This window comes from Ectothiorhodospira marina (assembly GCF_900109495.1).
GTDB lineage: Bacteria > Pseudomonadota > Gammaproteobacteria > Ectothiorhodospirales > Ectothiorhodospiraceae > Ectothiorhodospira > Ectothiorhodospira marina.
Genome location: NZ_FOAA01000001.1, coordinates 334,926 through 346,721 on the forward strand (window position 1 = coordinate 334,926; position 11,796 = coordinate 346,721).

The window sequence follows — 11,796 nt, forward strand, 5'->3', positions numbered from 1 at the left end:
CAGTGGATATACAGTTTCTGCTCGAATTGATGATCAATGGCGCTCTGACCGGCTTGATGTACAGCTTGGTCGCCCTGGGTATCGTGCTGATTTACAAGTCTTCCGGAGTCCCCAATCTGGCCCAGGGGGCCATGGTGATGATCGCCGCCTACCTCATCTGGATGTTTGCCCACCTTATGGGCGTGCCGATCGTATTTGCCATCCTTCTGGCCGTCGTGAGTATGTTCCTGTTCGGCATGGTCACCGAGCGTCTGCTCCTGCGCAAGATGGTAGGACAGCCCACCATCATGGTGGTCATGCTCACCCTGGGTCTGGAAAGCCTGCTGCGGGGCCTCGGTCCGGGCCTGCTGGGGGCCTCACCCAAGAGCCTGGATCTGGGTCTGGACATGATGCCCATCATCATCGGCGATGTGTTCATCAACCGTGAATATCTGGTGGGCGGCATCATTGGCGGTCTCATGGTAGCGGGTGCCCTGCTGTTCTTCCGTACCCGCATCGGTACCAAACTGCGGGCGGTATCCGACGATCACATCTCAAGTTGGTCGGTGGGCATCTCGGTGGAACGGGCTGTGGCCATCTCCTGGGGGTTGGCGGGTATCTCGGCCGTGGCCGCGGGCGCCATGTGGGGGTCCGTGCAGGGGGTGGACTGGACCCTGACCGCCTTGCTCTTCCCGGCGGTGGCGGTGGTCATCCTCGGGGGACTGGACAGCATCTACGGCGTGTTCGTGGCGGGGCTGATCGTCGGCATCCTCGGCAGCGTCATTCCCGGGTTCGTGGATCCACTGGTGGGGGGCGGCACGCGTGACGTGGTGACCTCCCTGATCATTCTGTTGACCATCATTTTCCGCCCCCACGGCATCTTCGGCCGTGAAGATATCGAGAGGGTCTGAGCGCCATGTTCTATCGACTGTCTGGAATCAAACATACGCGCTATGCCTCGTCGCGGGCCCTGTGGCCGGTGACCGCTGACCGCCGCATCATGCAGGTACTGGTGGCCCTGGCACTGCTGGCACCGTTCTTCCTGTCCGATCTCTATCTCACCAGTTACATGCTGCCATGGCTGATCTGGACCGCGGCCGCCCTGTCGCTGACCCTGTTGATGGGTATGGCGGGGCAACTGCACTTCGGCTTTGCCGCCGTGCTGGCCATCGGCGCCTATACCAGTATCCATCTCACGCGCGCCGGTGTCCCCTTCGAGTTCGCCCTGCTGGGGGCGGGCCTGATGTCGGCCTTCATCGGCGTGATCTTCGGGGCCGCGGCGCTACGGGTGAAGGGGCTCTATCTGGTGATGGCCACTCTCGCCATGCAGTATCTGGTGGAGTGGGTGATCATCAATGTGCCCGCCATCTCCGGGGGCGCCCAGGCCACCCTGAGCACCCCCGATGTCACCTTTCTGTTCGTGCCCCTGCAGAGTGATGCCTCACTCTACTACATGGCGCTGCTGTGGACCGTGGTGGTGACCCTGCTGCTGCTCAACATCAAGCGCACCAGCTTTGGTCGGGCGCTGGTGGCGGTGCGGGACAAGGACTTCGCCGCTGCGGTGATTGGGGTGGATCCGGTGAAATACAAGCTGTTGGCCTTTTTTGCCGCCTCCTTCCTGGGCGGTGTCACCGGCGCCATCCTGGCCTTCTGCTACTACCAGGCGGTCACGCCCGAGCAGTTCGGTTTCAATGTCTCCATTCAGTTGGTGGCCATGGTGCTGGTGGGGGGGCTGGGTAGTGTCATCGGTGCCTACCTGGGAGCTGGTTTCGTGCTCCTGCTACCCATCGTGCTGACCAATGTGCTGGCCTTCGTGGCCAGTTATGAGTGGATGCCCATCTCGTTCAATCTGATCGCTCACATTCCGCTGATGGTCTACGGGGCATTGATCATCGGTGTGTTGCTGTATGAGCCCCTGGGACTGGCCAAGATCTACGACAACCTGCGCAAGTATTTTGTGGTTTGGCCATTCCGTCATACCCAAAGCTAACATCTCCCCGCAGGGGAGGGCATATAAAACTTGGAGGAGTGTGTGTCATGAAACCATTCACCCGATGGCTGGCCAGCGTGGCCGGAGCCGCGGCCCTGGGTCTGGGCGGTGCCGCCCAGGCCGAGAAGGAGCCCATCAAGTTCGCATTGCTGCAGGACTTTACTGCTGTCTACACCTTTGTGACGAACGAGTATCACCAGGGCCAGCGTGACTATCTGCGGTTCGTGAACGAGACCGGTGGCGTTGAGGGCCACATGATCGAAACCATCGTGCGCGATACGGCCAACGAACCTCAGCGCGGGCTCGAGGCCTATAATCGCGCCCGTCGTGAAGGTGCGGTTCTGGTTGATTTTTTTAGTACTCCCGTTTCCCGTGCGGCGGTCAATCGTGTACTGGATGATGAAGTGGTCATGATCACGGCTCTGCACGGTCGTGGTGACGCGAGTGAGGGGGAAACGTTTCCCTTCATCTTCCCTATGATGGCGACCTACTGGTCCCAGTCCACGGTCCTGGCAGACTACATCGATCAGCACCAGGGGGGACTGGAAGGCAAGCGGATCGCGCTGGTACACATCGATTCTCCCTTTGGTCGCGAGCCCATGCCGATACTGAAGGATCTGGCAGAGAAAAAGGGTTTTGACCTGCGCGCCTTTGCCTATCCTAGCCCCGGCACGGAGCAGTCGGCTACCTGGTCCGATGTACGCCGTTATCGGCCTGATCACGTGATTATCTGGGGCGCCGGTGGTGGCCAGCAGGTGTCAGTACGTGAAGCCATCCGCAACGGTATCCGCCAGGAGAACATCCTTTCGGTGGTATGGCTGGCGGAAACCGATGCGCGCAACGTAGGCGGTAACCACTTGAAAGGCGTCAAGCGCTTCGAGGCTGTAGGCACGGGCACCGATCACGCAGTCATCCAGGACATCATGGAACACGTGATCGAACCGGGCCACGGTCAGGGTTCTGCCAGCAACGTGGGTACCACCTATTACAACATCGGTGTCGCCACCATGGCAGTGGCTGTGGAGGCTGCCCGGCTGGCCATGCAGGAGTTCGGGGCCCCGCTGACTGGTGAGAAACTGCGTGACGGTTTCCGCATGATCGAGAACTTCGATGCCAGGGGCATGATGCCGCCCATCACCATCACCGCTGATGATCATCAAGGGGGAGGGTACGGCCGCGTTTCCGCCTGGAATGGCGAGGCCTGGGAACCGCTGACCGACTGGTACTCAGCCCACCAGGACATCGTCTGGGAAGAGATCGAGAAGGACGCTGCTGGCTTCCGTGAAGGTCGCTGAACCCACATGCCGCTGGGGCGGGTGAAAGCCCCAGCGGCCCAAAGGGTATCCATGACAGGAAAGGGGTAATCCCATGCAGAATACTGCCAGTCAAATCGCGCCGGTCGCCGACACCGGCCAGCCTCTGCTCGAACTGGCCAATGTGGAAGTGATCTATGACCGGGTCTTCCTAGCTATCAAGGGTGTCTCACTGAAGATCCACCGAGGGCAGATGATCGCCCTTTTGGGTAGCAATGGAGCCGGCAAGAGCACCACTCTGAAGTCCATCAGTGGTCTGCTGGCCCCGGAGCGTGGCCTGGTCACCCGCGGCGCGCTCACTTTCCAGGGCAAGGACATTCTGCCGTTGTCGCCGCCCAAGCGGGTTGCCAGCGGCCTGGTGCACGTGCTTGAAGGACGACGCATCTTCGAGCACCTCTCACCGGAGGATAACCTGCTGGCCGCCTACGCCACTCGCGGCAGTCGACAGCGCTATCAGGAGATCAAGGAACAGGTATTCAATTATTTTCCCCGTCTCAAGGAACGGGCACGGAGCAAGGCCGGTTACCTGTCGGGCGGTGAGCAGCAGATGCTTGCCATCGGCCGCGCCCTGATGACGGAGCCTGAATTGATCATGCTGGACGAGCCCAGTCTCGGTCTCTCGCCGCTGCTGGTGCAGGAGATCTTCGAGATTATCCGTGAGATCAATAAGGAGCAGGGGGTCAGCGTGCTGCTGGTGGAGCAGAACGCCGCGGCCGCCCTGGCGGTAGTGGATTATGCCTACCTCCTGGAAAACGGCCACGTCGTGATGAGTGCCGATGCCGCCGTCATGCGGGAGAACCCCGACGTACAGGAGTTCTACCTGGGTGGGTCCGGCAAAGTGGACTACCTGAACGTCAAACATTACCGGCGGCGCAAGCGCTGGCTTGCCTGATGCCGGACTCGATCGCTGTTATCAAGGAGTGTGCCATGTCCGCCACTGTTACCATCCCTTTGGATTCTTCCGCTCGTTCCCAGGCTGCCCTCAAGCCCGGTCTGTCCCTGGCCGGTCAGCTGGGGGCACGCGTCCGCCTGGTTTCGGTGGTGCCCCGTGAGGAGAACAGCACCGAACGCAAGGCCTTGTTACAGAGTATCTTGGCCGCCCGAGGACTCAATGACGCTCAAGTGGAAGTCGTCGTCCATGGTTCGGTGAACGACGGGCTGATGCAGGCGATGAGCGCTGAGCCGGACAGCCCACTGGTCATGTCGACGCATGCGCGCGGGGCCGTCGGGGAAGCCGTGGTGGGCAGTGTCGCAGGGAATGTGCTGCGTCAGTCGCGTCGTCCGGTCTTGCTGGCCGGTCCGGATCTTTCCGAGGAGTGGACGGGGCCAATCCGGACGGTGCTGATTTGCCTGGATGGATCCACGCTTTCCGAGGCTGTGTTGCCGCCAGCGGTGGCCTTTGCCCGCTCCATTGGAGCGGATGTGCGGCTGATCCAGGTGCTCAAACCAAGCTTTGGTCACGGCGGCCCCGGAGCGGACTCGGGGGAATGGGTCTACCTGCGCCGTATGGCAGATCACATGCCGGAAAAATTCGGTGTGCAGGCCAACTGGGACGTGCTCCACGGCAAGGATGTTGCCAGGGCCGTGGTGGAGTATTCGGCACTGATCCAGGGGGCAGTGATCGCCATGACGACCCACGGGCGTACGGGCCTGCAGCGAGTGATCATGGGCAGCTTCGCCCGCGAGGTGGTGCATTCAGCCCGCTCGCCGGTGCTGGTGCTGCGCCCCGACGAAAACGGCAACGTCTGACATATCAATCCAATTAAGGAGTGGCCCATGAAGGTACTCGTACCGGTCAAGCGCGTGGTGGATTACACCGTTCGGGTGCGCCCACGCTCCGATGGCAGCGATGTTGACATTGCTAACCTGAAGATGTCCATGAACCCCTTCGACGAAATTGCCATGGAAGAAGCGGTGCGGCTTCGCGAGGCTGGAGTGGCCACCGAGGTGGTGGCGGTCAGTATCGGCCCGGCTGCCTCCCAGGACACGCTGCGCACGGCCCTGGCATTTGGTGCCGACCGGGCATTGCTGCTGGAGACGGAGGAAAGCCTGGCGCCGGTGGTGATCAGTCGTGCCCTGGCTGCGGTGGTGGGAGAGGAATCCCCGGATCTTGTGCTGATGGGGAAGCAGGCCATTGATGATGATTGTAACCAGACGGCGCAGATGCTCGCCGCTCGCCTGGGTTGGGGGCAGGGCACCTTCGCCTGTCGCCTGGAGATGGGCGACGGCGAGGTGATCGTCACCCGGGAAGTGGATGGAGGCACCCGCATCGTGGCTCTGAAGCTACCCGCGGTGGTGAGTACCGATTTGAGGCTCAACGAGCCTCGCTATATCAAGCTCCCTAACATCATGAAGGCAAAGAAAAAACCCCTGGATCGTCGTCCCCTGGACAGCCTCGGGGTGGATACCCGCAGTGGCATACGGATGGTCAGTGTCGCCGAGCCGCCCGCGCGCAAGCCGGGTGTGCGCGTCGCCGATGTGGGGGAATTGCTGGACAAGCTCAAGAACGAAGCACAGGTGATCTGACATGACAGTGCTGGTAGTGGCGGAACATGATCATCGACATCTGGCCGATGTCACCCGCAGGACGGTGAGTGCTGCGCTTGCCCTGGGTGATGCCGTGGATGTCCTGGTGGCCGGGCAGGACTGCCAGGCCGTGGGTGAAGCGGCGGCGGCACTGGAGGGTGTGAGCCGTGTACTGCTCTGTGACGACCCGACCTATGCTTACCAGCTGGCCGAACCCCTGGCTGAGCTGGTCATCTCGCTGGCCTCTGACTACTCGGCAGTACTGGCCGCGGCCACCACCCAGGGCAAGGACTTCATGCCCCGGGTGGCGGCCCGTCTGGATGTGGCCCAGGTGTCGGACATCACCGGGATCGAGGGGCCGACCACCTTCGAGCGGCCCATCTATGCCGGCAATGTCATGGCGCGGGTGATCTGCGAGGATCCGATCAGGGTCATCACGGTACGTCCCACGGCCTTTGACCCGGTGGGCGAGGGCGGCTCGGCGTCGATCGAGACGGTGCCGGCGGCCCAGGACCCGGGGCTGTCACGCTTTGTGGAGGAATCGCTCACCGAGTCGGAACGCCCCGAACTGGGCGCCGCCAGGGTGGTGGTTTCCGGTGGGCGCGGTGTTGGCAGTGCCGAGGGCTTCCAGCTGCTGGAGTCCCTGGCCGACGAACTCAATGCTGCCATCGGCGCCTCCCGTGCGGCCGTGGATGCCGGGTTCGTGCCCAACGACTACCAGGTGGGGCAGACCGGCAAGGTGGTTGCGCCCGAGCTGTACATCGCCGTTGGAATCTCCGGAGCCATCCAGCACTGGGCCGGCATGAAGGACAGCAAGGTGGTCGTGGCCATCAACCTTGACGAGGAGGCCCCCATGGTCCAGATGGCCGACTACGCCCTGGTGGGTGACCTGTTCGAGGTGCTGCCCGCCCTGCGGGACGGGCTTCGCACCCTCAAATCCTGAACCCAACGCCGGAGGTGCCCTGTGGAACGTGAGAGCATGGAATTCGACGTGGTCATCGTTGGTGCCGGTCCGGCCGGGCTGGCGGCGGCCATCCGTCTGCGTCAGCAGGCCGAGCAGGCAGGACAGGATCTGTCAGTCTGTGTGCTGGAAAAGGGCTCCGAGGTGGGTGCCCATATCCTCTCGGGCGCGGTGTTCGCGCCCCGGGCCCTGGATGAACTGCTGCCGGACTGGCGAGAACGGGGCGCCCCCCTGAACACCGCCGTCAGCGAGGACCAATTCCTGCTGCTGACCCAGGGCCGTGCCCTGCGACTGCCCACGCCACCACAGATGCACAACCAGGGCAATTACATTATCAGCCTGGGTAATCTCTGTCGCTGGCTGGCGGAACAGGCCGAGGCTCTGGGCGTGGAAGTGCTGCCCGGATTTCCGGCAGCCGAGGTGCTCCATGACGAGCAGGGGGCGGTCAAGGGCGTGGCCACCGCGGACATGGGCCGCAACCCGGATGGCAGCGAGGGCCCGCGCTTCGAGCCCGGCGTGGAACTCCATGCCCGCCAGACGCTGTTCTGCGAGGGCTGCCATGGGTCTCTGACCAAGACGCTCATCGACCGCTTCCGTCTGCGCGAAGGGGTGGGACCACAGACCTACGGACTGGGCATCAAGGAAGTCTGGGAAGTGGACCCGACCCGGCACCGGCCTGGTCAGGTGATCCACTCCGTGGGCTGGCCCCTGGATACCCACACCTATGGCGGCGGGTTTCTTTACCATCTGGAGGACAATCGGGTAGCGGTGGGCTTCATCGTGGGGCTGGACTACGAAAATCCCTACCTGAGCCCGTTCGAGGAAATGCAGCGCTTCAAGACCCATCCGGCCATCCGGCCCGTGTTCGAAGGCGGCAAACGCATCGCCTACGGCGCCCGGGCGCTGGTGGAGGGGGGCCTGCAGGGCCTGCCGAAACTCAGCTTCCCCGGCGGTCTGCTGGTGGGGGACACGGCGGGCTTTCTCGATGTGCCGCGCATCAAGGGCAGTGACAATGCCATGAAGAGTGGCATCACTGCGGCAGAGAGCGTCTTCAATCTTCTGACCTCGTCAGCAGCCGAGGGTATCGAGGCCAGTGATTTCCGTAGACGCCTCGACAATACCTGGGTCATCCAGGAACTCCACCGGGCCCGTAACATCCGTCCCGGTTTTCGCTGGGGTTTCTGGGCCGGGCTGGCCCACGCCGCAGTGGATACCTATGTATTCCGGGGCCGCGCTCCTTGGACCTTGCGTCATCAGGCTGACCACGAGCGCCTCCGTCCGGCCAGGGACTGCCAACCCATCGATTATCCCCGTCCGGATGGGAACATTACCTTTGATCGCCTGTCCTCGGTTTTCCTGTCCAATACGCATCACGAAGAGGGCCAGCCCGTGCACCTCAAGCTGAGAGATCTGCAGCGACCTGCTCTGCTGAATCTCCCGGTTTACGAGGGACCCGAAGCCCGCTACTGCCCCGCAGGTGTATATGAATACGTGGAAACCGGCGATGCCAACGCATTACGCCTGCAGATCAACGCCCAGAACTGCGTGCACTGCAAGACCTGCGACATCAAGGACCCGGGTCAGAATATCGACTGGGTAGTACCCCAGGGTGGAGATGGACCCAACTATCCAGGCATGTGAATCGGGAGTTGGGTAAAGGTGGAGAGGGTGGCGGTCATGGGGGGGGGCATGATAAAGTGAAAAAACGACAAATCCTATGCTATAAGTGCAATATACACTTATAGGGGCATCTCATGACCGCGTTGCCACGCACCGCACCCAGCCCTGAAGTCGTGCTGGCCAAGGCTGTGCTGAAGGCCGCCAGGCAACTGGGCCTTAATCAGGCCGAACTGGCGGCGGTACTGGGTGTGCACAGAACCGCCATCAGCCGGCTCAAGCAGAATCCCACACTGGACCCGCAATCCAAACAGGGCGAGTTGGCGCTGCTGCTGATCCGTCTTGCCAGGGCCGTGTTCGCCCTCACCGGTGGTGACGAGGAGTGGGTGCGACACTTCATGCGCAGCCCCAATAAGGTCACCGGCGGTATGCCTGTCAAACAGATCGAGACCATCCAGGGCCTGATGAGCGTACTCCAGTTCGTTGATGCCATTCGAGGCAAGGTCTGATGAACCTTTGGGAGGTCTGCGAAGGATCGCGCCAGGTCGGCCCCATCCGCGGCACCCTTTACCGGCTGGTGGAGAGTCAGGAGCAGGTGGCGACCCTGGGCTACGTGGACACGCTGGAAGAACAGGCCCTGCTGGAATCCATGCTGGAGGCAGCCAAGCCTCCTGGCCTGGACCATGCCCAGGCGTATCATTATCTGCTCAGGCCCCCGTTTCGCTATCCGCCGCTCCCTTGGGGGTCACGCTTTGGCCGGGTGCATGAGCGTGGCATCTTCTACGGCGGTAGCGGCCCGAGCGTCACACTCGCAGAAGCGGCCTACTATCGCCTCATCTTCTGGCATTCCATGGAAGGCGCTCCAGTCAAGGAGCGGATTTGCACGGAACATACCCTGTTCTCGGTGGGCTATCGGACGAGACAGGGCATACGCCTCCAGGCACCCCCCTTCGACGATCATCTCGATACATTGACGCATCCCCATGACTACAGTCACACCCAGCCATTGGGGACGGCCATGAGGGATGCGGGCGTGGAGGCCTTTGAGTATCGTTCGGCGCGGGACCCAGACCAAGACACGTGCATCGGACTGTTCACGCCTTGGGCCTTTGCCCGAAAGCAGCCCGATGCAATGACCCCATGGCTCTGTGAACTCACTGCCCACGAGGTGCTTTTCAAGTCACTGGGGGAGGGGCCCGTGACCCGCTTTGGGATCGATACATTCACCGCCGACGGACAGCTGCCGATGCCTGCGCCCTGACCGTCGGCTGCTGCACTCCATGACCGACTCACCCCTGCCGACTCGCCTCGCACAGACCCCGCATTTCTTCGGGCACGTTGTCCGGGCAGGCGCCGCATTGTTCGTTGCCGGGTACCGCAAAGTCGATCTTGCGGGGGTAGGGCAGGTCCATGTCGTGCATGATTTTCACGAACTCGGCCTCGCTGCGGCCTTTCCCCAGACGGGGGTTGCGCAGTTTTTCCTGGCCGACCGTGGTGATGCGCCGTTCTTCATAATCGTGAGCAGGGTAGACCAGGGTTTCATCAGGCAGGCTGAAGAACTTGTCCTGGATGCTGTGATAGAGCACATGGGCGTCGCCGGACTGGAAGTCGGTACGTCCGCAGCTTTCGATCAAGAGGGCATCGCCCGAGAACAGCAGCTTGAGTCCGTGATGATCCAGCAGGTAGGCGTGGTGGGTGTCGGTGTGTCCGGGTGTGAATAAAGGATTCAGGGTGATGCTGCCCAGCTTGAAGGGCTCGCCCTCGCGCAGTCCCACATCGCGGCAGGGGATCTCGTCCAGGGCCGGTCCCGCGATCTGGCAGCCGGTGGCCTGCTTGAGCCGCCGCGCCCCGGTGATGTGATCCGCGTGGATATGCGTTTCCACCGCAAAATCCAGGGTGAGCCCCATGGACTGCAGCACTTCCAGATCCCTTTCCACGGTTTCCAGTACGGGATCGATCAGGGCCGTGACCCCGGTATCGGGGCAAGCCAGCAGGTAGGTAAAAGTGGAAGAGTCCGGTTCAATGAGCTGTCGGAAGTGCATGCGAGAATCCTCGTGATGGGGAACAAGCCAAGCGGACAGCCTCAACGTTGCGGGAGCCTACGGGCTCGGGTCAAGTGCTGCTCTCGATCGCGCACAGCCCCGCCACCGATAGGTGTTGAGCGTCTTGACAGATGTCGCTATATTGGCGACAGGTGACGGGAGTGGCAGATGAGCACGGCAAAGATCAAGCACACAGAAGATGCCGGGGTGGCACAGTGCTCCAAGGCCTCCAGCATCCTGGTGAGAACCTATCATCAGGGGGAGGAGACGCAAGTACACCGTGTTCTGCCGAGCACGCCGGAGGTCAGCGGGAACCCTGCCGATCTGGTGGCCCGTGCGCTGTATGGTCGTGTGAAGAAAGATTACAAACCGGTTAGTGAGATACGCAAAGGGCTTCCGGTGAGTAGTGTTCTGAACCTGGCCAGGAGCCTGCAGACCACCGAGAACTACTTGCTGCCGATCATCGGTATTTCCGACCGCACCCTGCAGCGCCGACGAAAGGAAAAAAAACTGCTGGATCCAGTGGAGTCGGATCGCCTGTATCGGCTGGCCAAGGTCTATGCGCGCGCCCATGAGGTCTTTGAGGACGAGGAAGTGGCGCTGGACTGGCTGAAGTCCGGGAATCGGGCCCTGGGCGATGTCCCGCTCATGTTGCTCGATACCGAGGCCGGTACCGACATGGTGGAGCGCGTACTGACCCGGATCGAGCATGGGGTCTACAGCTAGTGCAGGTATGGCGGCTGACGACCAGCAGGCACGCCAAAACCGCCTTCTCGGGCATGGGAAATCGCAAGGTGGGCAGCCGGTGGGTGCCGGAAGGTCTGCTGGCGGTCTATACTTCCGAAAACCTTTCAACGGCGGTGCTTGAGACGCTGGTACACATCAACCCCAACCACTTCAGCAGCCACTTCGTCTGTATCAGGGCCGAGATCCCCGAGCCTATCCCCATGGATGAGGTCTCACTGGCCGATCTGCCGGAGGACTGGCGGAGTCGTTTCGAGGACCGTGAGTTACAGCAAGTGGGGGCGGAGTGGATTGAGCGCGGTTCAAGCGCCATCCTGATCGTCCCCAGCGCCGTGGTACCGCAAGAGCGGAACATCATTATCAACCCGCGGCATGAGGACTTCGCGAAAATCACCGTCGGTGCCGCCGAACCCTACCTTTTCGACACGCGACTGCTCAAAAGCTAGGCTCCTTTCAGGCCAGCCCCGTGGCCTTATCCATCCCTTTCCCTTGTGGTGACTTCCAGATAGAGCCCACCTTGGGCAGACAGATGACTGGTTGTGTCAACGCATTGTCCCCTGATGCGTATGTGGCAGACAGATGCAGCGAATACCTTCGGCGGCAGACCGACTTCCTCACCGGCAG

At 61.9% G+C, this 11,796-nt stretch carries 13 protein-coding genes; 12 read left to right on the forward strand and 1 reads right to left on the reverse strand.

Features of this window, described 5'->3' with window-relative positions:
• Nucleotides 1–2 precede the first annotated feature (2 nt).
• The 10 genes from BMY52_RS01555 to BMY52_RS01600 all read left to right on the forward strand — a co-directional run bounded on the left by BMY52_RS01555 (nucleotide 3) and on the right by BMY52_RS01600 (nucleotide 9,647).
• Entirely contained in the window at nucleotides 3–890 is an 888-nt protein-coding gene (locus BMY52_RS01555) for a branched-chain amino acid ABC transporter permease (RefSeq protein ID WP_090249961.1), read from the forward strand.
• Nucleotides 891–895: 5 nt separating this feature from the next.
• Nucleotides 896–1,969 carry a branched-chain amino acid ABC transporter permease gene (locus BMY52_RS01560; protein ID WP_090249964.1) on the forward strand — a complete coding sequence of 358 codons (1,074 nt, stop codon included), beginning with the start codon at nucleotides 896–898 and terminating at the stop codon, nucleotides 1,967–1,969.
• Nucleotides 1,970–2,016: 47 nt separating this feature from the next.
• Nucleotides 2,017–3,264: an ABC transporter substrate-binding protein gene (locus tag BMY52_RS01565; protein WP_090249966.1), complete on the forward strand. Its 1,248-nt coding sequence runs from the start codon at nucleotides 2,017–2,019 to the stop codon at nucleotides 3,262–3,264.
• 73 nt (nucleotides 3,265–3,337) lie between these two features.
• Nucleotides 3,338–4,174, forward strand: a complete 837-nt coding sequence (locus tag BMY52_RS01570; protein ID WP_090249969.1) for an ABC transporter ATP-binding protein — start codon at nucleotides 3,338–3,340, stop codon at nucleotides 4,172–4,174.
• A 35-nt stretch (nucleotides 4,175–4,209) separates the two neighbouring features.
• Complete coding sequence (locus tag BMY52_RS01575; protein WP_177169798.1) at nucleotides 4,210–5,031, forward strand: universal stress protein; 822 nt, start codon at nucleotides 4,210–4,212, stop codon at nucleotides 5,029–5,031.
• Between the two features lie 27 nt (nucleotides 5,032–5,058).
• Nucleotides 5,059–5,808, forward strand: a complete 750-nt coding sequence (locus tag BMY52_RS01580) for an electron transfer flavoprotein subunit beta/FixA family protein (protein WP_090249973.1) — start codon at nucleotides 5,059–5,061, stop codon at nucleotides 5,806–5,808.
• A gap of 1 nt (nucleotide 5,809) precedes the next feature.
• Nucleotides 5,810–6,751: an electron transfer flavoprotein subunit alpha/FixB family protein gene (locus BMY52_RS01585; protein WP_090249975.1), complete on the forward strand. Its 942-nt coding sequence runs from the start codon at nucleotides 5,810–5,812 to the stop codon at nucleotides 6,749–6,751.
• 21 nt (nucleotides 6,752–6,772) lie between these two features.
• Nucleotides 6,773–8,410, forward strand: coding sequence for an electron transfer flavoprotein-ubiquinone oxidoreductase (locus BMY52_RS01590; RefSeq protein WP_090249977.1), 1,638 nt, complete (start codon nucleotides 6,773–6,775; stop codon nucleotides 8,408–8,410).
• A gap of 113 nt (nucleotides 8,411–8,523) precedes the next feature.
• A complete protein-coding gene (locus tag BMY52_RS01595) occupies nucleotides 8,524–8,895 on the forward strand; it encodes an MbcA/ParS/Xre antitoxin family protein (RefSeq protein WP_090249980.1) in 372 nt (123 codons plus the stop codon).
• Nucleotides 8,895–9,647: an RES family NAD+ phosphorylase gene (locus tag BMY52_RS01600; RefSeq protein ID WP_090249982.1), complete on the forward strand. Its 753-nt coding sequence runs from the start codon at nucleotides 8,895–8,897 to the stop codon at nucleotides 9,645–9,647. The genes BMY52_RS01595 and BMY52_RS01600 overlap by 1 nt, the downstream gene beginning before the upstream one ends.
• 28 nt (nucleotides 9,648–9,675) lie before the next feature.
• Here BMY52_RS01600 and BMY52_RS01605 read toward each other — a convergent pair whose 3' ends face one another.
• The gene (locus BMY52_RS01605; RefSeq protein ID WP_090249986.1) at nucleotides 9,676–10,428 is read right to left on the reverse strand and encodes an MBL fold metallo-hydrolase; all 753 of its coding nucleotides are present in this window, start codon (nucleotides 10,426–10,428) and stop codon (nucleotides 9,676–9,678) included.
• 168 nt (nucleotides 10,429–10,596) lie between these two features.
• Between BMY52_RS01605 and parS the strand changes: the two genes are divergently transcribed.
• Both parS and BMY52_RS01615 read left to right on the forward strand, forming a co-directional pair.
• Nucleotides 10,597–11,154 (forward strand): type II RES/Xre toxin-antitoxin system antitoxin, encoded by a 558-nt coding sequence (parS, locus tag BMY52_RS01610; RefSeq protein WP_090249988.1) that lies wholly within the window; start codon nucleotides 10,597–10,599, stop codon nucleotides 11,152–11,154.
• On the forward strand, nucleotides 11,154–11,618 hold the full coding sequence (locus BMY52_RS01615; RefSeq protein WP_090249991.1) for an RES family NAD+ phosphorylase: 465 nt from the start codon (nucleotides 11,154–11,156) through the stop codon (nucleotides 11,616–11,618). Before parS ends, BMY52_RS01615 begins: the two co-directional genes overlap by 1 nt.
• Nucleotides 11,619–11,796: the final 178 nt, after the last annotated feature.